Source organism: Paraglaciecola sp. L3A3, from assembly GCF_009796765.1.
GTDB lineage: Bacteria > Pseudomonadota > Gammaproteobacteria > Enterobacterales > Alteromonadaceae > Paraglaciecola.
The window spans coordinates 2,430,111-2,450,743 of record NZ_CP047023.1; the positions used below are offsets into that span (position 1 = coordinate 2,430,111).

Annotated in this window: 26 protein-coding genes and 1 riboswitch; of the genes, 10 read left to right on the top strand and 16 right to left on the bottom strand. The window is 35.8% G+C overall.

The window, feature by feature from the left end:
• The first annotated feature begins 240 nt into the window (after positions 1–240).
• The gene (locus GQR87_RS10160; protein ID WP_158972966.1) at positions 241–1,242 is read left to right on the top strand and encodes an adenosine deaminase; all 1,002 of its coding nucleotides are present in this window, start codon (positions 241–243) and stop codon (positions 1,240–1,242) included.
• A 34-nt stretch (positions 1,243–1,276) separates the two neighbouring features.
• On the opposite strand, the gene GQR87_RS10165 is transcribed toward GQR87_RS10160, so the two are convergent.
• From GQR87_RS10165 to GQR87_RS10190, 6 genes are all read right to left on the bottom strand, one after another.
• The gene (locus tag GQR87_RS10165; RefSeq protein ID WP_158968980.1) at positions 1,277–1,549 is read right to left on the bottom strand and encodes a hypothetical protein; all 273 of its coding nucleotides are present in this window, start codon (positions 1,547–1,549) and stop codon (positions 1,277–1,279) included.
• 163 nt (positions 1,550–1,712) lie between these two features.
• Positions 1,713–1,943: a hypothetical protein gene (locus tag GQR87_RS10170; protein WP_158968982.1), complete on the bottom strand. Its 231-nt coding sequence runs from the start codon at positions 1,941–1,943 to the stop codon at positions 1,713–1,715.
• A gap of 392 nt (positions 1,944–2,335) precedes the next feature.
• Positions 2,336–4,087, bottom strand: a complete 1,752-nt coding sequence (locus GQR87_RS10175) for a sugar phosphorylase (protein WP_158968984.1) — start codon at positions 4,085–4,087, stop codon at positions 2,336–2,338.
• A gap of 9 nt (positions 4,088–4,096) precedes the next feature.
• Entirely contained in the window at positions 4,097–5,323 is a 1,227-nt protein-coding gene (locus GQR87_RS10180) for a glycosyl transferase (RefSeq protein ID WP_158968986.1), read from the bottom strand.
• Between the two features lie 31 nt (positions 5,324–5,354).
• Positions 5,355–6,173 (bottom strand): mannosyl-3-phosphoglycerate phosphatase, encoded by an 819-nt coding sequence (locus GQR87_RS10185; protein ID WP_158968988.1) that lies wholly within the window; start codon positions 6,171–6,173, stop codon positions 5,355–5,357.
• A complete protein-coding gene (locus tag GQR87_RS10190) occupies positions 6,170–7,054 on the bottom strand; it encodes a P-loop NTPase fold protein (protein WP_158968990.1) in 885 nt (294 codons plus the stop codon). The genes GQR87_RS10185 and GQR87_RS10190 overlap by 4 nt, the downstream gene beginning before the upstream one ends.
• A gap of 241 nt (positions 7,055–7,295) precedes the next feature.
• Positions 7,296–7,461: riboswitch (molybdenum cofactor riboswitch) on the top strand.
• Here GQR87_RS10190 and moaA point away from each other — a divergent pair.
• The 6 genes from moaA to moaE all read left to right on the top strand — a co-directional run bounded on the left by moaA (position 7,457) and on the right by moaE (position 10,803).
• A complete protein-coding gene (gene moaA / locus GQR87_RS10195) occupies positions 7,457–8,425 on the top strand; it encodes a GTP 3',8-cyclase MoaA (RefSeq protein WP_158968992.1) in 969 nt (322 codons plus the stop codon). It overlaps the preceding riboswitch by 5 nt.
• Positions 8,426–8,435: 10 nt before the next feature.
• Positions 8,436–9,038: a molybdenum cofactor guanylyltransferase gene (locus GQR87_RS10200; RefSeq protein WP_158968994.1), complete on the top strand. Its 603-nt coding sequence runs from the start codon at positions 8,436–8,438 to the stop codon at positions 9,036–9,038.
• Positions 9,039–9,581, top strand: coding sequence for a molybdenum cofactor biosynthesis protein B (gene moaB / locus GQR87_RS10205; protein ID WP_158968996.1), 543 nt, complete (start codon positions 9,039–9,041; stop codon positions 9,579–9,581). It abuts the gene before it with no gap.
• A gap of 4 nt (positions 9,582–9,585) precedes the next feature.
• A complete protein-coding gene (moaC, locus tag GQR87_RS10210; RefSeq protein WP_158968998.1) occupies positions 9,586–10,080 on the top strand; it encodes a cyclic pyranopterin monophosphate synthase MoaC in 495 nt (164 codons plus the stop codon).
• Positions 10,077–10,337, top strand: a complete 261-nt coding sequence (gene moaD, locus GQR87_RS10215; RefSeq protein WP_158969000.1) for a molybdopterin converting factor subunit 1 — start codon at positions 10,077–10,079, stop codon at positions 10,335–10,337. The genes moaC and moaD overlap by 4 nt, the downstream gene beginning before the upstream one ends.
• Positions 10,338–10,341: 4 nt before the next feature.
• Positions 10,342–10,803: a molybdopterin synthase catalytic subunit MoaE gene (moaE, locus tag GQR87_RS10220; RefSeq protein WP_158969002.1), complete on the top strand. Its 462-nt coding sequence runs from the start codon at positions 10,342–10,344 to the stop codon at positions 10,801–10,803.
• A gap of 46 nt (positions 10,804–10,849) precedes the next feature.
• Here the strand turns inward: moaE and fur are convergent, their stop codons facing one another.
• The 8 genes from fur to rrtA all read right to left on the bottom strand — a co-directional run bounded on the left by fur (position 10,850) and on the right by rrtA (position 15,170).
• Positions 10,850–11,266, bottom strand: a complete 417-nt coding sequence (gene fur / locus GQR87_RS10225) for a ferric iron uptake transcriptional regulator (RefSeq protein ID WP_158969004.1) — start codon at positions 11,264–11,266, stop codon at positions 10,850–10,852.
• Between the two features lie 141 nt (positions 11,267–11,407).
• On the bottom strand, positions 11,408–11,932 hold the full coding sequence (gene fldA / locus GQR87_RS10230; RefSeq protein ID WP_158969006.1) for a flavodoxin FldA: 525 nt from the start codon (positions 11,930–11,932) through the stop codon (positions 11,408–11,410).
• A 43-nt stretch (positions 11,933–11,975) separates the two neighbouring features.
• Complete coding sequence (locus GQR87_RS10235; protein ID WP_158969008.1) at positions 11,976–12,182, bottom strand: DUF2788 domain-containing protein; 207 nt, start codon at positions 12,180–12,182, stop codon at positions 11,976–11,978.
• Positions 12,183–12,298: 116 nt separating this feature from the next.
• Entirely contained in the window at positions 12,299–13,075 is a 777-nt protein-coding gene (locus GQR87_RS10240; protein WP_158969010.1) for an alpha/beta fold hydrolase, read from the bottom strand.
• A 141-nt stretch (positions 13,076–13,216) separates the two neighbouring features.
• Complete coding sequence (locus GQR87_RS10245; protein WP_370459625.1) at positions 13,217–13,732, bottom strand: hypothetical protein; 516 nt, start codon at positions 13,730–13,732, stop codon at positions 13,217–13,219.
• Positions 13,733–13,778: 46 nt separating this feature from the next.
• Complete coding sequence (locus tag GQR87_RS22370; RefSeq protein ID WP_233267450.1) at positions 13,779–14,003, bottom strand: sulfatase-like hydrolase/transferase; 225 nt, start codon at positions 14,001–14,003, stop codon at positions 13,779–13,781.
• A gap of 70 nt (positions 14,004–14,073) precedes the next feature.
• Positions 14,074–14,382, bottom strand: a complete 309-nt coding sequence (locus GQR87_RS10250; RefSeq protein WP_158969012.1) for an isoamylase early set domain-containing protein — start codon at positions 14,380–14,382, stop codon at positions 14,074–14,076.
• Between the two features lie 224 nt (positions 14,383–14,606).
• On the bottom strand, positions 14,607–15,170 hold the full coding sequence (gene rrtA / locus GQR87_RS10255) for a rhombosortase (RefSeq protein WP_233267451.1): 564 nt from the start codon (positions 15,168–15,170) through the stop codon (positions 14,607–14,609).
• 173 nt (positions 15,171–15,343) lie between these two features.
• Here rrtA and ggt point away from each other — a divergent pair, with 173 nt between their 5' ends.
• Positions 15,344–17,083, top strand: a complete 1,740-nt coding sequence (gene ggt / locus GQR87_RS10260) for a gamma-glutamyltransferase (protein WP_370459626.1) — start codon at positions 15,344–15,346, stop codon at positions 17,081–17,083.
• A 15-nt stretch (positions 17,084–17,098) separates the two neighbouring features.
• Here ggt and GQR87_RS10265 read toward each other — a convergent pair whose 3' ends face one another.
• A complete protein-coding gene (locus GQR87_RS10265; RefSeq protein ID WP_158969016.1) occupies positions 17,099–17,542 on the bottom strand; it encodes a hypothetical protein in 444 nt (147 codons plus the stop codon).
• Positions 17,543–17,649: 107 nt separating this feature from the next.
• Complete coding sequence (cysK, locus tag GQR87_RS10270) at positions 17,650–18,615, bottom strand: cysteine synthase A (RefSeq protein WP_158969018.1); 966 nt, start codon at positions 18,613–18,615, stop codon at positions 17,650–17,652.
• A 408-nt stretch (positions 18,616–19,023) separates the two neighbouring features.
• Between cysK and GQR87_RS10275 the strand changes: the two genes are divergently transcribed.
• Positions 19,024–20,028 (top strand): XdhC family protein, encoded by a 1,005-nt coding sequence (locus GQR87_RS10275; protein ID WP_158969020.1) that lies wholly within the window; start codon positions 19,024–19,026, stop codon positions 20,026–20,028.
• On the top strand, positions 20,028–20,624 hold the full coding sequence (locus GQR87_RS10280; RefSeq protein WP_158969022.1) for a nucleotidyltransferase family protein: 597 nt from the start codon (positions 20,028–20,030) through the stop codon (positions 20,622–20,624). Before GQR87_RS10275 ends, GQR87_RS10280 begins: the two co-directional genes overlap by 1 nt.
• Positions 20,625–20,633 lie beyond the last annotated feature (9 nt).

A 20,633-nucleotide genomic window follows, 5' to 3' on the forward strand; every position in this document is an offset into this window, starting at 1 on the left:
TTATCTGCTCTTAAAATGTGCTTAAATTTATTGCTGCAATATCCTGACCAATTGGTCAATAAGTGGTGTAATTTTTGCTTTTAGCTGTATTATTATGGTTAGGCCGTTATTTTTTTACATGATTGTATGTTAATGCCTAATAAAATTTTCATCTATCTTTAATACGTTGCACCAATTATATATAGATTGTTTTAAATTGGTGCAGGTGTTCGAGCAGAAATATAGAGTTATATGAACATGATGACAAAAACAGAATTAATACAATGGGTTAATGCTCAACCAAAAGTTGAGTTACATTTGCATATAGAAGGCACACTTGAGCCCGATTTTATGATGGAACTTGCAATTAAACATCAAGTTCAACTGCCTTACTCTTCCATTCAACAGGTAAAAGATGCCTACAATTTTAATAATCTACAGAGCTTTTTAGATTTATATTATTTAGGGGCTTCAGTGTTACGTGATGAAGAAGATTTTTATCAATTAATGTGGCGATACTTGCTCAAATGTAAAGAACAAAATGTGGTGCATTGTGAGCTTATGTTTGATCCTCAGACTCACACAGAAAGGGGAATAGAATTTTGCGTTTTTATGGCTGGTTTTAATCGTGCTATTAAACAGGCTAAAACAGAGTGGGGGATATCTTGTTATTTGATCATGTCTTTTTTAAGACATATGAGCGAAGAAAGTGCTATTGAAACTCTTAATTCTGCAGCTGAATATCTTGATCACATCACTGCAGTAGGTTTAGATAGTGGCGAATTGGGCAATCCGCCTGAAAAATTTAGTCAAGCATTTAAACAAGCTGAAGGGCTAGGACTGAAAAAAGTCGCTCATGCTGGTGAAGAAGGTCCACCATCATACATTTGGGGGGCAATTAACAGCTTAGGTGTCGATAGAATTGATCACGGCGTGCGCAGCATTGAAGATGATAGTTTGATAACGTATTTAGCAAATTCTCAGCTGCCACTTACTGTTTGTCCTTTGTCGAACACTAAATTAAAAGTGTTTACCAATATGAGTAAACATAATATTTTACAACTATTAGACAAAGGTTTATTGGTAACGGTTAATGCAGACGACCCAAGTTATTTTGGCGGTTATTTAAATGAAAACTACCATGCATTAATCGAGGCATTAGCCATCAATCAAAGTCAAGTTAGACAACTTATAATCAATAGCTTTAAGGCTAGTTTTTTACCTCAAACTACAAAAGATATATGGCTGAAAAGTTTTGAGTAAGAGAAACAATTAAATGCTGTTTGATGTAGAGCCTCTATTTATTACTAGAAGCCATAGCTATAACAATTTTTAAGGCTTCTTCTTTACTAAAACCGCTGGCAATTAATGCTTGATGCATCTTGCGAAAATACTCGGCCTGAGTAGTGATAAGTTCAGGTGTGCTCATGGCTCGTAATTCATTCAGTTTTTGTGTTGCTTGTTGTTGATTTACAAAATCTAAACCCATAGGTTTTTTATCAGCACTTTGCGCGGCAAAACTCACAGCGATAAAAACCAACATTAATATCTTCATATAACTGTTATTCATCAAATTTCTCTATTAAGTTTCAAAAATAATGACATGATAATGACGTAATGTTTGTTGAGTAGCAATCTTTAGTAAGTGATAAATAAGAAACACCAAACGTATGGTTTGGTGTTTTTGCATGCTTAATACTTATATGTGGCAATTGTATACTGCCGCGATAAGTTTATTGATCGATATTTATTTCAGCTTCTAATTCGTCTTTCGACAAATAGCCATCCGCGTTTAGATCTAGTTTGATAAAGTTTTCGCTAAGAAAAGCATCATTTTGTGCTTCTTCAAGGCTAATTAGTCCATCTTGATCCGTATCTAATGGATGGAATTTTTCATCTGGCTCTTGAGCGGTAATTGCCAAAGAAAATAGTGTTGCAGTTAAAACTAGTAAATATTTTGTCATATTGACTCTCCAAATAAATGTAAGAACATAAAGTTGCACCATAGCGCACGGTTCAACAGCTTGTGATATTGCTTCAATCAAATCTTAAGATTAAAGATAAGTTCGCGTCTGGTTGAATCTGAGGAATAACGCTAGCTTATAAACTTGTAATATCAATTGCTGTGCCAAATAATTATTCTTTATTAATATCAATGCTTTATGTTGTTTTTTATGTGGTGGGTAGATGTTAGATGAGTATAAATAAAAATATTTGTATCTTGTTGTATACACATAAATGTTGTCTTGATAATAGATTACTAATAATCAATAACTTAGAGAGAGTTCATGGGCAGACACATTCCCTTTGAACTTCCAGACTTTTATCTGAAAGTTCAAAGGGGTTTACACAGTTACTATATGTTTGAAATCCACAAACTTTGATAAGGTTGTAATTGATACTCAAGCTGCTCTAAATCAATCTGTTGCTGACTAATTAGGTCTAACCAAGTATCGGTACCAATTAAATTTAAATCACTTAAACGTAATGTTTGAGGTGTGTTGGATACATTATGTACACAAAAAACACTTTGACTTCGATTTAAACTCTGCCGCCAAAAGCCAAATAGTTGTTCACCTAACTGCAGTGTAAATTGAGTTGCATTAGGGTGAAAAGCCGGCTGTAGTTTTCGAATATCTAGCAACTCCAACATTTTTTTATGCACTTTCGCATGTTGATTATCTGTGTTGTCTAGTTGTGATTTAAGTTGTTCAAAATCCCATTTATGTCTATTAATAGAGCGATTTTGACTGGTGTTTCTCACTTTTTCGTAATCGTTACCTGTGCCCAATAAACTATGGATATACACTCCTGGGATCCCTTCTAACCCAAACATTATTGCATGGGCGCAGATAAAACGTTCTAGCCCCCATCTATCTTGGCCTTTAACCGTTCCTTGTAAGGCATCGTAAAGAGCAATATTAATTTCATAGGCTTTTTGTTCACCTGTCTCTGCTTGTCGCCAAGAAATACGGCCGCCAAAATTTTGCATCGTATTGACTAAAGTGGTGAGTTCTATATCGTCTAATAGACCTTCGGCTGGACGTAAACCTATACCGTCATGTGAGGCAATAAAATTAAAGAAAAACGTACCATTTTGGGCCGGAGGCATACTACATAACCAGGCTTTTAAATGTTTACAAGAGCCGGTAACAAGAGAGTTAACCAACAAAGGTGGCAGTGAAAAGTTATAAATTCCATGGGCTTCGTTAGCATTACCAAAGTAAGTTAAGTTCTGTCTATTAGGAATATTCGTTTCTGTTATTATCACCGCATCATCAACAGCATGTTCAATTAACGTGCGTAATAGCCTTACGACTTCATGGGTTTGTTCTAAGTTGATACAAGATGTACCTAATTTTTTCCACAAAAAGGCCACCGCATCTAAGCGGAATAAACGGATCCCTGTATCTAGATATTGGCGAATAATTGATACAAAGGTGTCTAAAACATTTGGATTGGTAAAATCAAAGTCTACTTGGTCATGACTGAAGGTACACCAAACATGTTTTTCACCCTTGCTAGTTTCTGTTAATCGCAGTAAATCTGATGTTCTAGGTCTAACTACCTGGCTTACATCTTTGTCTGGTGAAGCGGTATAAAAAAAGTCGTGGCCTTGACCTTCACCTTTTATAAAGTTAGAAAACCAAGCACTCCTAGATGAACAATGATTAATCACTACATCAGACATCAAACGGTAGTCTTTTGTTATGCCCTCAATATCATCCCAGTCACCTAAAGATTCATTGACAGTTGAATAATCAATTACAGAAAACCCATCATCTGAGCTATAGGGGAAAAATGGCAAAATATGTACACTATTGATAGTATTTCCGCAATATTGTTTAAGAAAACTATGCAGCGTTTTTAAAGGTTTTTCGTCTTTTGTTTCTACACTATCACCGTAGGTGATCAACAATACATCTTGTTGATCCCAATTATTATGATGTTGCTTCGGCTCAAGTACATTTTCAGGCCGTTGTATTTTCATACTGGTTAATAGTTGCTCGGTTAAATCTTTAATACTTATATCTAAATCAACACCTTGGTAAATCACATCTAAATGATGCGCTACCTTTATGTTTAGTTGTTCGAATATAGAAGACATATTCGCCCCTTATACTTGTTTGAATTCTTCGTAGTCTTGTTCTACAGCGTCTTTAAGTTGTTCTAATACATCTGGTATGGCACTTACCACCCGATTCCAGCTTGGAATAAAAGGTGTTTCCATTGGATGGTCTAAGAAACTTTCGCCAGCTTTCATTATATTTTCTGCAAACAACTCAACTGCTTTTTCTTCACTATGGATGTCTATAGTAAGACCATTCATCAATGCATCATTGTTATAAGTTTCAATGAAATCCAAGGCTATCCTGTAGTAAGTGGCCTTTAATGACCTAAAAGACTCGGTAGAAAATGTTTCACCTTGAGTAGCAAGTTTTCGAATGAGAGCTTTAGTTATGTCGATAGACATTTTTGATAAGCCACCTTGGTCATTGTCAGCAGACAAATCTTGGTGTTTATGGTCATAAGTTTTAGCAATATCAGCCTGGCATAGGCGGTTATTAGAATAATTACGCTGCATTTCAGATAAAACGCCAATTTCTAAGCCCCAATCACTAGGAATGCGAATATCGTTTAACACATCACGTCTGAAAGAAAACTCGCCAGCTAATGGATATCTAAAGCTGTCCATATATTCTAAATAGTCATTATGGCCAACTACCTTTTGTAATGCTCTTATTAAAGGTGTCACCAATAACCTAGAAACTCGGCCATTAATTTTTCCATCAGCGACACGGGCATAATAACCTTTACAAAACTCATAATTAAATCTGGGATTGGCAACTGGATAAATGAGTCTCGCTAATAATCCTCTATCATAAGTTAAGATATCACAATCATGTAATGCAACAGATTCTGCTTTACCAGTAGCCAGTACATAACCCATGCAGTACCAAACGTTGCGGCCTTTACCTAACTCTTTAGGCGCTAAGCCCAAGGCTTCTAATTTTGCATCTAACGCTTTTAATCTAGGGCCTTCGTTCCAAAGAACACGGTGATTTTGTGGCAGTCTGCCGAAAAATTTTAAGGCATGTTGGTATTGGGCTTGATCTGCTCTGTCTAAGCCAATCACGATTTGTGACAAGTAGGGGACATCACAAATATGATCAATAATATTCGGTAAAGCTGTGCCTTCTAATTCTGAAAATAAAGAAGGCAAAATGAGTGCCATTGGGCGTTTTTTAGAAAATTCTTGCAACTCTTTTTCTAGTTCTTCTGTAGGTCGCTCAGATAAATTGTGCAATGTTGTCACTATGCCATTTTGATAAAAGTCAGCCATATTGTCTCCATAGATAAATCTAAAATTAATGTTATTTAAATAAAATTGCTTCGATACATTCAGACCAACCAGTCGGACCAAAATTATGACTGGTTAATACTTTGTTGGTACGTTTTAATTCTGGTGGTGGCGTGGTTGGCGATAAAATACGAATAGCTAGACTTGCCACCTCTAACATAGCTACATCGTTTTGCCCATCACCCAGTGCGATAGATTCACATTGTAGTTCTGGATGTTGTTTTTTATATTCATTAAGTAACCAAATAAGTGCCTGTCCTTTGTCACTATGGCCGGTTACATGTAAAAATCTTCCTCCTTGTAAAGGGGTAGCGCCCATTTCTTGTAATGCATGGATGAATAATTGTTTTGATTGTTCATTGCCTAACCAGTTTACCGGTTCGCCATATCCTCTATTTGCAGCAAGTTTAGCTTCTGATTCACTCAAACCGGTTACTTGGGTAATACGTTTAACTGTCATGTTTGAAAAATGTTCGAATTCGCCATTAAAGGTATCTTTTAGTGATTCTATAATATCAATCCAGTGCTGAACCTTGGGTGAGAATTCTTTTATCCAGTAACCAGACTTTTCTAGTGTACCATTCGGTTGCTGAGGTAAAAAATGGATTGGAATATAAATCGCGGCCCCATTCTCAATAATAAAGGGGGTATCCAGCTGCAACTCTTTACGCAGCTCAAATAATTCGGCGTATGTTTTACTGGTATTAGGGATGACTGGGATATCGAGATTTTTTAATTTCTTTAGGATTTTAACCGCGGGGGCAAAGCTATAAGTGTGATGGTCAAGTAAAGTTCCATCTAGATCAGTGAAAATTAGCGTTTGTTTTTTCATTTTTCACTTCTCCTTTGATGTTCAATAATTTTTCTAACTGAGTTGAGTATATAAACATGTTCACATTTATCAGCTAGAGTATTTAGGCTGTGTTCGGTTAATCGTTGATAATATTGAATAAAGTTTTTTATTTGCTCATTATTCATGACTGCATCGGTGATTTTGTCGCCAAGTGAATCTGCTAATTTTTGTTCTTGTTCTAACCGCCATGCATAAACGTCTGTAAACGACGGAGCTTTAAACATAACCCATTTATCCATGTATTTATACAATGGTTGATAATGTAACATCAGTTGAGTATTGGCATAATTGCGCCAAATAGCTTGTTTATCTTGTAATGCTTCTAGTGAATTAACTGGCACTTCAAGTTCAGATTCTTGTTGAGCATCAACCCCCCAACACCATCCCTCAAATATAACTATGTCTATTTGTTTATCTATTTTTGTCCACTGACTTAAATTATAAGGGTTATCTGTGGCTTTATTGAACCGTGGAATAGTTACTGGTAGTTGTGCTGATTTAATTTTTTCTAATGCTTGTTTAATTAAACTAGTGTCATGGGTGCCTGGTACGCCTCTGGTTTTAAATAGGGGGTGTACATCGGTTGCCAAAATTTCACGTTCATCTTGACTGTAATAAAAGTCATCTAATGACATTACTATCACAGACAAATTGTATTTTTCTTCTAAATATAATTTTAGGTAATCAGAAAGGGTTGATTTACCTGAGCCTTGGCAACCATTTATGCCAACAAAATAGCTTGTTTCTGCACTTTTTTGGTGCAATGCAATTTCATCTGCCAAAGGGATATAAAATTCTTTTGCCGTTTGTTGAAACACGCTAGGGAGCTTGTGTTGGTTAATAAAAGTCTCGGTTAACATAAATTTAGTTTCCTAATTTGTTGGCTAAACTTGCATATCTTTTAGTCAACATTCCATATTTTATAATTACTATTACAACTTATGTGCCAACAACTTTTTATAAGGCATATTCTTTAGCCTATTTATTACATACTCATATATGATGTGTGATTATGTTGTCTTGGGAGAAATTTGTTTTGCATTACTCCGTTCCTTTTATATGGTACAAATAGATAACTGCTATTACATATTTTATGCAATAGCTACTTTATAGCTCCGAGCTTATTTACCTAAATCTACACAGGCAAGGTATATGGGCCGTGAACTTGCTTTTAAGTTCGCCAGGGTTGCAAGAGAAATCGAACAGCCTCCCGTAAACACCTACTTTTTGGTGTTTAAATTTGGAAAGGTGTTAATCAAAACATGTTAGAAGATAAATTTGGACGCCGTTTCCACTATTTACGGCTGTCTATTACAGACGTGTGTAATTTCAGGTGTGACTACTGTCTGCCAGATGGTTACGCATGTGATAGTGATAGAAATTTCCTTTCAGTTAGTGAAATACAAACCTTGGTTAAAGGTTTTGCCGCTTTAGGTACCAGTAAAGTACGTATCACAGGTGGTGAGCCTTCTCTTCGAAAAGACCTAGCTGAAATTATTAAAAATTGTGCTAATACCCCTGGTATAGAACATGTCGCTATGACAACTAATGGTTATAAGCTTGAGTCTAATATACAAACTTGGGTTGACGCCGGTTTAGATTCGCTTAATGTCAGTATTGATAGTTTAGATCCTCGAATGTTTCAGTCTATTACTGGGCACGATTCCTTAGATTCTATTTTGACTGGAATTGATAAAGCATTAGCTTTAGGTGTTAAAGTTAAAGTGAATGTTGTATTGATGAAACAATATAATGCGGCTGAGTTTAGTCAGTTTTTAAACTGGGTTAAATCTACTCCCATTAGTTTACGTTTTATCGAGTTGATGCAAACTGGAGATAATCTAACATTTTTTCAAGAAAATCATGTTTCCGGGTTACCTTTCAAAGAGCAGCTGCTAGAGAGTGGTTGGAGCCAATTAATCCGCAGTAAAACTGCTGGTCCTGCTCAGGAGTTTTATCATCCTGACTCTGAAGGCCGAATTGGTTTAATTATGCCTTACAGTAAAGACTTTTGTGGCACATGTAATCGATTAAGGGTATCGGCCATAGGTAAACTGCATCTTTGTTTATTTGCAGAACAAGGTCTAGACATAAGAGCCTCATTACAATCAGCAGATAGTATTGAATTACAGAAGCAACTCTCAAGTTTATTGTCTGATAAAGAAGCGACACATTGGTTACAAGATGGTTATACCGGTGGCACTAAACATTTGGCTATGTTGGGCGGTTAGTGGTGAGTATATGTTAGCTGGAATTGCCCTTGCCGGTGGACGCTCGAGTCGAATGGGAAAGGACAAAAGTTTATTGTCTATACCCGATACTGATTTAACTTTATTGAGTCATTGTCAAAAGTTGTTAGCTGGATTACAGCCCATAAAAGTGTGGATCAGTGGTATAAAGGATAACCAAGCTTTAGTAGATGTTTACCCTAATTATGGACCTATGTCTGGTATCCATAGCGTGCTCAGTTATTTAATAAATAACGAGCCTGATATTACTGAAGTCCTCTTTGTGCCCGTTGATATGCCTGCGTTAACGCTTGAAGATTTGCAATTATTAGTGCAACAAGGGCAAAAATTTAACTCACTTTGTTACTATCAAGATCATCATTTCCCTTTATATATGCCTATAAGAAAAAATATTTTAAGCCATTTGGAACAACAGCTGCAGCATGCTGTAGAACTACCAAGCCAGGGTAAAAATAAACAATTATCCATGCGCAAAGTATTAAACCACTTTGCAGCAAAATCAATACCAGTAACCAATCAATCTTCACTTATAAACATAAATACTCCTCAGCAATGGCAACAACATTGCGAGTTGAGTAAAGTTAAAGGTAAATAAATGGCATCGCAAATAACGACTGAAACAAAACAACTCAATATAGCGGTTTTAACGGTTTCTGATACAAGGACTGAAGATAATGATACTTCAGGCCAATATTTAGTGCAGGCTGTAATTGACGCAGGGCATAAGTTTATTGAAAAGAATATTGTTATTGATGATAAGTTTAAAATCAGAGCCGAATTATCCAATTGGATTGCATCAGATCAAGTACAAGTAGTGCTTATAACAGGTGGCACCGGGTTTACTGCTAGAGATACCACCCCAGAAGCGGTTAAACCTTTATTCGATAAAGATATTGAAGGATTCGGCGAACTGTTTAGGCATGTCTCATTTTTAGAAATTGGCACGTCGACTGTGCAATCAAGAGCCCTTGCCGGAATGGCAAATGGTACTGCTATTTTTTGTATGCCTGGTTCTACAGGGGCATGTAAAACGGCTTGGACTAAAATTTTGCTGCAGCAACTCAATTCAACACATAGGCCCTGTAACTTTGTTGTACATTTAAAAAATGTAACAGCAAGCTGTGAAAGTAGGGGGTAAATTTGTGACTGCACAAGAAAAATTTAGTCATATTAATGAGCAAGGTAAAGCCAATATGGTAGATGTGACTGAAAAGCAAATCACACAGCGCCAAGCCATAGCTGAAGGTTATATTAAAATGTCACAACAAGCTTTTGATTTATTAAAAAATAATCAACACGCTAAAGGAGATGTTTTATCCGTTGCTCAAATAGCTGGTATTCAGGGCGCAAAAAAATGCAGCGATCTTATTCCTTTATGCCATCCATTAATGCTTTCGAAAGTACAGATTGAATTTCAAATTTTAGATGACTCTCAACAAGTGCGAATTCAAGCATTGTGCAAGTTATCAGGCCAAACAGGAGTAGAGATGGAAGCATTAACCGCCGTAAGTGTCGCTGCTCTTACTTTATTCGATATGTGTAAGGCAGTAGACCCATTAATGGAAATTTCTGGCATTAGAGTATTAAAAAAGCAGGGCGGTAAAAGTGGTGATTGGCAAGTTGAGAAGGTTAAATGATTAATATACTTTTTTTTGGTCAACTTAAAGAACGTTTAAACCAAGACAAGATAAAAATAGACTTGTCTGAACTAAGTGATAAACAAACTAATGTGGCTAACTTACGAAACTATTTGCAAAAACAAAATGTAGATTGGCTTGAATTTTTGCAATTTGGTCAAGCTTTGGTAGCGGTCAACCAAGAAATAGCCACTGAAGAAACCGAAATAGCAGATAATGATGAAGTGGCTTTTTTCCCACCTGTTACCGGCGGGTAATCTAATGGCCATGAATAATAAAATTTGTGTGCAACAACAGGACTTTGATTTAGCTTCTGAATATCATAATTTAACAATAAACAATCCGGATGATGGTGCTGTGGTGACCTTTGTTGGTTTAGTTAGAGATTTCAATCAAGATGGAAAAATAACGGGATTATTTTTAGAACATTACCCAGCCATGACTATCAAAGCATTAACTTCCATTGTTCAACAAGCTAGAGAAAAGTGGACTCTTGGCCGAATAACAATTATTCATAGGGTAGGGCAGTTAAACCCAACAGATCAAATCGTTTTTGTGGGTGTCACCAGTCAACATAGACAAGCTGCTTATCAGGCAAATGAATTTATTATGGATTACCTTAAAACAAGAGCCCCATTTTGGAAAAAAGAAACCAGTAAACAAGGTGATTCATGGGTTGAAGCGAAACAGACTGATAGAGAAAAAGCAGACAGGTGGCAATAAAAAAGCCGCTAATTAGCGGCTTACAATTTGATAATTTTATTGTTGATTATTCATCACAATTTTCTTTGCAATAACCATATAGGTACAAACTATGATGAGTCAGTGACATGTTATGTCTTTCTGCTACTTCTTTTTGACGTTTTTCAATTAACTCATCTTCAAACTCGATTACTTTGCCGCAATTTAAACATACCAAATGATCGTGATGTTCTTTATGGCTAATTTCGAATACAGATTTACCACCTTCAAAGTGATGACGATTTAATATACCCGCATCATCAAATTGGTTTAGTACTCGATATACTGTGGCTAAACCAATATCCTCATCTTGTTCAATGAGTCGTTTATATACATCTTCTGCACTGATATGTTGATTTTCAGGAAGTTGCAGTATTTCTAATATTTTTAAACGAGGCAGGGTAACTTTTAATCCTGCTTTTTTTAATTCTTTATTTTGATCCATTGACTTACTTACAAATAATTAATGATGTCATTATAGGGTAGTTGGCCTCTATTGAAAGAGCAGATGCATAATTATAATAACTATTTACAAATTAAAAGGGAGCCTAAGCTCCCTTTAAGATTATTTTTAGATAGTAACCAGTTAACCTAGTTCTGCTAAACACATTTCTTCGTTAATCTGTTTACACCAAGCTTTAACTCGTTCTTCTGTCAGCTCTGGTTGTCTGTCTTCGTCTATGCCAAGGCCGACAAAGTGATCTTCATCAGCCATACCTTTCGAAGCTTCAAAGTCATACCCTTCAGTTGACCATTGGCCTACTAAAATGGCTCCTTTGGCTTCCACTATATCCCTAACCATGCCCATAGCATCTAGGAAATATTCAGCGTAATCTTCCTGATCACCACAACCAAAAATAGCCACTAGCTTATCTTCAAAATCAATCATTTCAAGTTCAGGAAAAAAATCATCCCAGTCGCATTGCGCTTCACCGTAATACCAAGTGGGAATGCCGAATAATAATAGATCGAACTCAGCTATTTGCTCTTTACTGCTTTTAGCAATGTCATGCACTGCTATTAAATTTTTACCCAACTCTTTTTGGATCATTTTAGCAATATGCTCTGTATTGCCAGTATCACTGCCGAAAAATAGCCCCACACTTGCCATCAGTATTTTATCCTCACTTTTTGTATGTCTGATACGTTATTTATTAGCCAACAAATAACTGCATAATACCTTTAAAAATAAATCCCGCTGCGCCTAAAAATAAAACAAAATACACCACAATTTTACCTAATAATGGTACTTCATTTTTCTTTAAAACGTCATAAACAGCGTAAGTCATTAAAATGAACAAACCAGCTAAACAGAGATTTAAACCTACCGCTTCTATTAATTCGTAATGTTCACTTAACATTTATCATCGACTCTATTCTAAAAACCGCGGCATATTACCACAGTGTCCACTACATGAAAATTGTTAGGCGGGTAAAGAAACAAATTTTGACATTTTGTATCGTAATTTATAGCAAGCTAAACAGATTTAATAAATGTTGATATCAGTTTATGACATAAGTTAGGGTTTTCAGCATGTAACCAATGACCAGTATTTGCAATTAGTTTTGATTGACTATTCGGAAATAGTTTTAGGATCGGTTGTTTATGTTCAAGTAATAAGTAGTCAGAATTACCTCCTTTAATAAACAATACAGCGCCTTGAAAGGCTATGTCAGATTCAATTGCTGCAGATAATAGCTGATAATCCCGTTCTAAAAGTTGTAAATTAAATCGCCAGTTCCACTGTTGGGCTTCGTTATATAAGCTTTTTAATAAAAATTGTCTGGTTGAAGGTTCAGATATATAAATGGCTAATTGCATATCGGCTTCATTACGGCTGGTTAAAGTATCTAAGTGAACGTTATTTAATCCTTTAAATACGTCGAGATGACGGGGGGCGTATTTTACTGGAGCAATATCTAAAATTATTAAGTGAGAGATTATTTCTGAATGGTCCAACGCAATTTTCATTGCTATTTTTCCGCCTAAAGAATGACCTAATATGTCTGCTTTATTGATATTTAATTGTTGTAACAATTGCACAATTTTATTTGCATATAGCTCGAAACTAAAGGTTTCTGTATAGTCCGATTTTCCATGATCTGGTAAATCGATGGCGAGTACTTGGTGGCTGTTGGTAAATAATTTACGTAAGCCCGTTAAATTGTCTAAATTTCCGAATAAGCCGTGAATTAACAATATCCAAGGTTTGTCTGAACTGTCTGAGAAAATTTGATGATGAATGCTGGCCATGAATTGTTCTTTTTGGATAAAATATAGTTAGCTTATTGTACTTATTTTTTTCCTGTATGGATGAAAAATGGACAAGTAATTTTCACTAAGTTTGTTAGGTCTAGATAGTTAACCTAACAAACTTGTTAGTGATAGTGAGGATTAATAGGCCCCTGATTTACCGTACTGTTGCATTTTCGTTTGACGTGGACGTAATCTATGAGGTGCATAGACGCCAGTTCGTCTATCAAAACCATCTAAGGTACGCACATTTGGTATGAAGTTATGGGTTTCTCTTATCCATGAACCTAAAGCTTTTCTGTGTTTAGTTATTTCTGCTTGATATTGACCAAAGTCTGCAAGATTATTCAGTTCAAATGAGTCATTTTCAAGGTCGGAAAATTCTTCTTTAGGACGAGGCGATATAAATGGTCTAGATTGGTGTTTATTCAGTAACTCTGCATCATATAATCTACCCAGTTCCCACCAAATTTTATGATAAACGGTATCATCACTTGGAGTCGGAGGTAGATCATTGTAATTGTTACGAATATAACGAAAACGTTTAGATCGAATAGAGCGTCCATGATCTTCAAAGTCATGCCATTTTCCAGCTGCGGCAGTCCAATATCCAGATTCTTTCAAAATTTCAGAAAATGTAGTTTTTACAAGTGGCAAGTCCCAATGTAATTGTTCAGCATCGGTATTATGTGGGGAACGGCCTTTAAAAAATACTGGCTCGACTAGGACTACAGGCGCTAGCAGTCAAATATGCACTATCAAAACGCATACCACCAGTTGTCATTTTATCGAGGTTTGGTGTATGAATAGTTGGGTGACCATAAGCTGCTATGTCATTCCAACTTAGGTCATCGGCAATGACTAACACTATGTTTGGCCGAGGATTACCTAATGCATTAAAATTAAAAGTAACACATGATAAAATCATTTTAGCCTGAATCGAAGGCAAAAAAAAGCCAAGGTAAGAATACCTTGGCCTTGATGATAGAATTTTTAAATTATACTTTTACGACAGAATTCTCTTCCAATGATACTGGTGATTTTTCGTATGCATCAGCCTGCCAATCATTTTCCCATTTCTCATTATCTAATAAGTATCTAAACTGATAGCTAGTATCTTTGGTTAAATTAACGGTAGCTGTAAAATCTCCATTTTTAAGTTTTTTCATCGGTAAACTTTCTCGTTCCCAATCATTAAAGTCACCTACCAGATTCACTTTTTCAGCTTCACTGGCTTCTGTTTTAGATAATTTGAATGTTACTTTACAAACATCTTTAGATTTTAAATATTGTTTTTTAAATGCCATGTGACTCTCTCCATATATGACGGTAAATTAAAGGTAGTTGATAGAATATGTTTTAACTGAATTTGTTTAAGATTAACACATTTAAATGGCCGTTTTTTAACCTATTTTGTAGATTTAGCTATATTTCTTTAAGTGTTTACATACTTTATTTCTTTGTTTAGCAAGCCACTAACAAACTTGTTAAAAAAATTACAATCGAAATCAATTTACATTGGCTAAAATATTTACTGATTTGTTTTGAATGAGGGCAAATTGTTTTTAACGAGAATAAAAACAACAATTAGGGTGCCAATTATTGTTCCCATTAAGTGTGCATCAATGGCCACATTTGCGTTTATTAATGTGGCAACTTCTTCGTTGGCTCCTGCTATTTGTTCATATATCACTTTTAGCCAAACTCCAAAAAATAGTATCCAACCACTTTTTATTTTATGAATAATATCTTGCCAGGCACCTATAATAAATAATCCATGTAATACTCCTGATAAGCCTACATACCAAATAAGATCATCTGAATAAAAGAACAGTCCGATGCTGGTACCTATACATAAAATAAAAAGTGTCCATACGGAACGGATATTATAATAGTCTCCATTTAATGCCCATAACAACACTAGGCCAGTTAAATTTAACCATAAATGGTTACTGTTGGTATGTAGAAAATGACCACTGATTAAACGCCACCACTGTCCATCAGATATTAAATTCCGATTATAGGCAAACCATTCACGACTAGAAGGTTCTAAAAGCCAAAAAGTACAACTAATTATTATAACTGTAATGGGCATAAATAGTTGTTTAAATGTAAAGGGAAGGCGAGTCATTGGTCTTGTTTATTGAATTGTTTCTATTTGTTCTAATAGTACCGAATTTTAATCTCAAAAGTTATTTGTATTTGCAAATCGTCCTATGCCTAGTTAATGTCTCAACATACTATTTGTTTATCTGAGACTACGACATTTTGAGACCTCTATACCTTATTATACTGTCACTTGTTTTTTATTCACTTTTTGTCAACTCAGCCCCAAAACGTGAGGATAGAGAGCCTGAAGCGGCAACTGGATATCAAGCAAAAAAAGCATTTACAGCTAAGGAATATATGGTTATTGCTGCCAATCCGTATGCTTCTTGGGCAGGCAAGAATATTATTAATAAAGGTGGGACGGCAATCGATGCAGCCATTGCCGTACAAGCTATGTTGACCCTTGTTGAACCTCAGTCATCAGGTATAGGTGGTGGCAGCTTTATTTTATATTGGGATAATAAAGCAAAAAAGTTACATACCTATGATGGCAGAGAAACCGCCCCAAGTAATGCCAGCATAGATTTGTTTTTAAAAGACAATCAACCAATTAAATGGATGGATGCAGTGGTTGGTGGACGTTCTGTAGGAGTGCCGGGGACATTAAAAGCGCTGGATATGGCTCATAAAGAATTTGGTCATTTACCCTGGGCTGAATTATTTCAAGACTCGATTAAGTTGTCAGATGAAGGGTTTATTGTATCCAAACGGTTAGCTAAATTAGTAGCAATGGAATTACATCCTGGTTTAAGAAAATTTAGAACATCATCTGTGTATTTTTACCCACAAGGTCAAGCTATTAGAGAAGGACAACTTAAAAAAAATAGTGCGCTAGGGCAAGTATTTAAAACAGTGGCAGAGCAGGGCGTAGATAGTTTTTACCAAGGTGCTTTAGCCGGAAAAATTGCTAAGTCAGTGGCATTTTCAAGTATTAATCCGGGGCTATTAACAACCAAAGATTTAACGAGTTATAAAGCAATAAAGCGTTCTCCTGTTTGTGGCAAATATAAAAAATATAATATTTGTGGTATGGCCCCACCCAGTTCAGGTGGTATTAGTGTATTGCAAACATTACGTACTTTAGAGCCTTATCATTTAGAACAATATCAAGCTAATTCTTTGACTGCTCTGCATCTATTTACTCAAGCATCTAGATTAACTTATGCAGATAGAGAACTGTACATTGCTGATGGAGATTTTAACCAGTTACCCTTTGCATCTATGTTAAGTCATCGTTATCTAAAACAAAGAAGTCGGCATATATCTCTGAATAAAGATATGGGAAAAATACGAGCAGGCAAACCATTTGCACAAATCAATTTTCAACAAAGTGAAAGTTTTGAATTACCTAATACCAGTCATTTTTCTATTATTGATAAACAAGGAAATGCCATTTCAATTACCTCTAGTATCGAGTTTGCTTTTGGCTCTGGTTTGATGGTTGAAGGATTTTTGCTAAATAATCAATTAACTGACTTTTCATTTAGTCCTTATAAATTTAATAAACCAGTACTAAATAGGGTAGAACCAAACAAACGCCCACGAAGTGCTATGAGCCCTACTATGGTATTTGATGAAAATGGGCAGCTAATGTTAGCCTTAGGTTCACCTGGCGGCAGTCGTATTATCAGTTATGTGGCTCAAACATTAATTGCCGTATTAGATTGGAATTTAGACATCCAACAAGCGATTAATTTACCTAAGATCACCAATAGAAATGATTATACTGCCCTTGAGAAAGGCACACAGCTTGAGAATATAAAACCTAACCTAGAAAAATTAGGTCATAAAGTACAAATAAGGGAACTAAATAGTGGCTTACATGGATTCCAAATATCCAATGGCCATTTAGTGGGCGGTGCAGACCCAAGAAGAGAAGGTGTAGCAGTGGGACAGTGATTTATGATGAATAAATTACTGTGCACTAATATCGTCTACTCGCCATTCTTTATCGATTCTTATTAGGCTAACAATACGAAGATCTTTTAAAATGTTTCCATTTAGATCTCCTTCAAAGAAAAGTGATATTTGTGCTTGTTTGGCAAATTCACTGCGACCAGCACTTCTAGTGCTGGGTTGAATCGCGACTTTATCAAAGCGCATATTCAATACATGTTTTTGTACCGCTTTATTGGTGTGATAAGAACGTAACAAGCGTTGCATTTTTGGGGTGCTCAATTTGATTGCACCGGATAAATTATCGGTATGATAAATTTGATTAAAAAATTCAATTGCTGCAAATTCAGGTACATCTGTATCTAACATGCCAAATTTACCGGCGCCTCTTCTAGGTTCGGTTTTCTCGCAAGCATTAAATATGACCACTAAAATTAATAAAACGGATAATTTTTTAAGCATATTTTGCATCAATTAAATAAAGTTTGTTTGATGGTAACGTGTTTTATTTAAAAGAAAAAGAAAGGGAGGCTAAAAGCCTCCCTTTTTAATGAAAGTTAACTTGTTTGTTACTGGATATTTTCAGCGTCTGAAAATTCACCAGCAAACAGCGGGCTACTCAAATAACGTTCTGCAGCACTCGCTAATAATACCACTATATGTTTGCCTGCATTTTCTGGTTTTTCAGCAACACGTTTAGCTGCAACCACAGCCGCACCAGATGAAATTCCTACTAGGATCCCTTCTTCAGTCATTAATCTATGTGCCATAGCGATAGCATCTTCATTACTGACTTGCTCAACTTCGTCAACAAGATCTAAGTCTAAGTTACCTGGTATAAAACCAGCACCAATACCTTGGATTTTGTGTGGTCCAGGCGTTAAATCTTGACCAGCTTTAGCTTGCGTAATAACAGGTGAATCTGTCGGCTCTACCGCTACAGAAGTAATAGCTTTACCTTTAGTATTCTTAATATATCGACTAACACCAGTGATTGTTCCACCCGTGCCTACGCCAGCAACAAAAATATCAACTTTACCGTCTGTATCGTCCCAAATTTCTGGGCCAGTGGTTTTTTCATGAATTTCAGGGTTAGCTGGATTCTCGAATTGATGTAAAGGTACATATTTTGCTGGATCGGATGCAACAATTTCATCAGCTGCTGATATAGCCCCTTTCATACCTTTTGCCGGCTCAGTCAACACTAAATTGGCGCCCATTGCCTTAAGTAATTTACGACGTTCTAAACTCATTGAACTAGGCATAGTTAAAGTTAATTTATAGCCTCTAGATGCTGCAACAAAAGCAAGGGCGATACCCGTGTTACCACTTGTTGCTTCAACAAGTTCATTGCCAGGTTTTAAAATGCCTTTTTTCTCCGCATCCCAGATCATATTGGCCCCAATTCGGCACTTAACACTAAAACTTGGGTTTCTTGATTCAATTTTAGCGTAAACATTACCGCTTGTTACCCGGTTTAGTTTTACAAGAGGTGTGTTACCAATTGAAAGTGAATTATCGTCATAAATCTGCATCGTTTTTCCTTTTATTTGTAATATAGCTTTTGTTTTGAAATAAAGGTGACTGGTTATGCCCGTCATTTGTTTAGTTAAAGCAAATCTAACAATAATATGTATCATTGATAAATTTTTGCTCACAACAGAATCGTATTATTTCATTAATCTATTGTTAGATTAGGCCTAAGACAGAAAAATCAAAGTGTTTTTTTGCTATATCTTATGGTTAGCAGCTATTGTGGATTGTTTATGGGCTTAATACAGTTTAATTGCCGTGTATTTATTGGTAATGCTTTGCAACAATTTAAACATATAATGTTTCAAGGTATTAGTTTACGATTTTTTTTAGCGATTAATTCATCCATAATTATTTATAGAAATATAAAAAGTAAGCATAAGTAAAACTAGGAAATATAATAATAACAAATGGCAAATAGAATCCATCAATTGTTGGCTTATTGGTCAGCGCATAAAGACTCTCAGCAATGGGTGCTAGCCACCATTATTCAGACTGAAGGTTCATCATATCGTAAAGCTGGTGCCATGATGCTGATCAACGATCTAGGACAATATTATGGCATGTTAAGTGGTGGCTGTTTAGAATCTGATATTATGCGTCAAGCAAGGCGATGTTGGGATAATCAACAGAACCGTGTTATCGAATATGATATGCGTGAAGAAGAAGACCTTGCTTGGAAACTTGGCATTGGTTGTGGTGGTATGGTCAAAATATTGCTGCAACCAGTTAATGCAAAAAATAACTATCTGTATTTAGCTGAATTACAACATGACTTAACTGAAAGACAATCTGTTATTTACAAACAAAACATAGACTCAGCTTTCCCTAATAACCAGATTATCCATCTACAGGATAATCTGCATCAAGCTGAATCGGGTTTGCTTAAAATCGACCAACAGTACTATTTTATCCAAACTTTAAATCCTGCACCATATATTGCAGTTTTTGGAGCAGGGGTAGATGCTAAACCTGTAGTTGCTATTGCGGCAGAACTTGGTTGGCAAGTGATTTTGTTAGATCCAAGAGTAGGCTATGCCAAAGAAGGTTATTTTAAAGGGGCAATGCAAACCATACGAGAACCTTTTGAACAACTAATCAATGCAAAGTGGTTAAAACAAATCGATGCCGCTTTTGTATTAACTCATAATGTAAAATTAGATGCAGATGCACTGGTGCTTTTACAACATAGTAACGCAAATTATATCGGCTTACTCGGTCCTACTCATAGAACCGATAGAGTATTAGATGCAGGTTTACTGACTAGAAATTCATTGACTGTGAATTTGGCTAATCCTGTTGGATTAAGATTAGGTGGAGAATTACCAGAATCTATTGCGCTGTCTATGTTAGCCGAAGCTCATGCAGTAATTGAACATGGTGATGCTAAGTCTATTAGTGGGTATTTAAAGTAATGTCGACAACTGTAATATTATTAGCTGCTGGACAAAGTAAAAGGTTTGGTGGCATTAAACAACTGGCAGAAGTGGGACCGCGTGCGCTGATCAACCATTGTTTAATGCAATTTTTTTCAAACAATAAATTAGTAGACAACATTGATGAACTTTTTGTCATTTTAGGTAGTAATCGAGATAAGATACAAGCCGTCATTCCTGACTATATTAAGACTCATTTTGTTGAAAATTGGTCATTGGGTATGGGCCAAAGTATCGCCGAAAGTGTGAAAAACTTATCAATAAGCAATAGTCATATTTTTATTATATTGGCTGATCAAATTGCTATCAGTACAGAGATTGTTAATAAAATGTTGTTGACTTCGACTGTACACCCATCAAAGATAGTGGCTGCTCAATACTCGCAACAATTAGGCGTTCCAGCTATTTTTCCAGCACAATATTTAAATCAATTACAGAATTTGACTGGAGACAAAGGGGCGAGAAACATAATCCAGCAAAATATTCAGAATGTTGTATCTTTAAGTATTCCAGAGGCAGCTTACGATATTGATACACCTGAAGATCTCTTAATGTATATACAACAAACTAAATAATTAAAGGAG

Bases quoted from the DNA above. Each gene is read 5' to 3' on its own strand.
- GQR87_RS10200 (WP_158968994.1), top strand. From the start codon at position 8,436: ATGTTAGCTGGAATTGCCCTTGCCGGTGGACGCTCGAGTCGAATGGGA.
- moaE (WP_158969002.1), top strand. From the start codon at position 10,342: ATGGCCATGAATAATAAAATTTGTGTGCAACAACAGGACTTTGATTTA.
- GQR87_RS22370 (WP_233267450.1), bottom strand. From the start codon at position 14,003: ATGATTTTATCATGTGTTACTTTTAATTTTAATGCATTAGGTAATCCT.
- GQR87_RS10275 (WP_158969020.1), top strand. From the start codon at position 19,024: ATGGCAAATAGAATCCATCAATTGTTGGCTTATTGGTCAGCGCATAAA.
- GQR87_RS10180 (WP_158968986.1), bottom strand. From the start codon at position 5,323: ATGGCTGACTTTTATCAAAATGGCATAGTGACAACATTGCACAATTTA.
- rrtA (WP_233267451.1), bottom strand. From the start codon at position 15,170: ATGCCCATTACAGTTATAATAATTAGTTGTACTTTTTGGCTTTTAGAA.
- moaB (WP_158968996.1), top strand. From the start codon at position 9,039: ATGGCATCGCAAATAACGACTGAAACAAAACAACTCAATATAGCGGTT.
- moaD (WP_158969000.1), top strand. From the start codon at position 10,077: ATGATTAATATACTTTTTTTTGGTCAACTTAAAGAACGTTTAAACCAA.
- moaA (WP_158968992.1), top strand. From the start codon at position 7,457: ATGTTAGAAGATAAATTTGGACGCCGTTTCCACTATTTACGGCTGTCT.
- GQR87_RS10235 (WP_158969008.1), bottom strand. From the start codon at position 12,182: ATGTTAAGTGAACATTACGAATTAATAGAAGCGGTAGGTTTAAATCTC.
- GQR87_RS10240 (WP_158969010.1), bottom strand. From the start codon at position 13,075: ATGGCCAGCATTCATCATCAAATTTTCTCAGACAGTTCAGACAAACCT.
- GQR87_RS10250 (WP_158969012.1), bottom strand. From the start codon at position 14,382: ATGGCATTTAAAAAACAATATTTAAAATCTAAAGATGTTTGTAAAGTA.
- GQR87_RS10280 (WP_158969022.1), top strand. From the start codon at position 20,028: ATGTCGACAACTGTAATATTATTAGCTGCTGGACAAAGTAAAAGGTTT.
- GQR87_RS10190 (WP_158968990.1), bottom strand. From the start codon at position 7,054: ATGTTAACCGAGACTTTTATTAACCAACACAAGCTCCCTAGCGTGTTT.
- GQR87_RS10175 (WP_158968984.1), bottom strand. From the start codon at position 4,087: ATGTCTTCTATATTCGAACAACTAAACATAAAGGTAGCGCATCATTTA.
- GQR87_RS10165 (WP_158968980.1), bottom strand. From the start codon at position 1,549: ATGAATAACAGTTATATGAAGATATTAATGTTGGTTTTTATCGCTGTG.
- GQR87_RS10265 (WP_158969016.1), bottom strand. From the start codon at position 17,542: ATGCTTAAAAAATTATCCGTTTTATTAATTTTAGTGGTCATATTTAAT.
- fldA (WP_158969006.1), bottom strand. From the start codon at position 11,932: ATGGCAAGTGTGGGGCTATTTTTCGGCAGTGATACTGGCAATACAGAG.
- GQR87_RS10170 (WP_158968982.1), bottom strand. From the start codon at position 1,943: ATGACAAAATATTTACTAGTTTTAACTGCAACACTATTTTCTTTGGCA.
- GQR87_RS10160 (WP_158972966.1), top strand. From the start codon at position 241: ATGACAAAAACAGAATTAATACAATGGGTTAATGCTCAACCAAAAGTT.
- fur (WP_158969004.1), bottom strand. From the start codon at position 11,266: ATGGATCAAAATAAAGAATTAAAAAAAGCAGGATTAAAAGTTACCCTG.
- cysK (WP_158969018.1), bottom strand. From the start codon at position 18,615: ATGCAGATTTATGACGATAATTCACTTTCAATTGGTAACACACCTCTT.
- GQR87_RS10185 (WP_158968988.1), bottom strand. From the start codon at position 6,173: ATGAAAAAACAAACGCTAATTTTCACTGATCTAGATGGAACTTTACTT.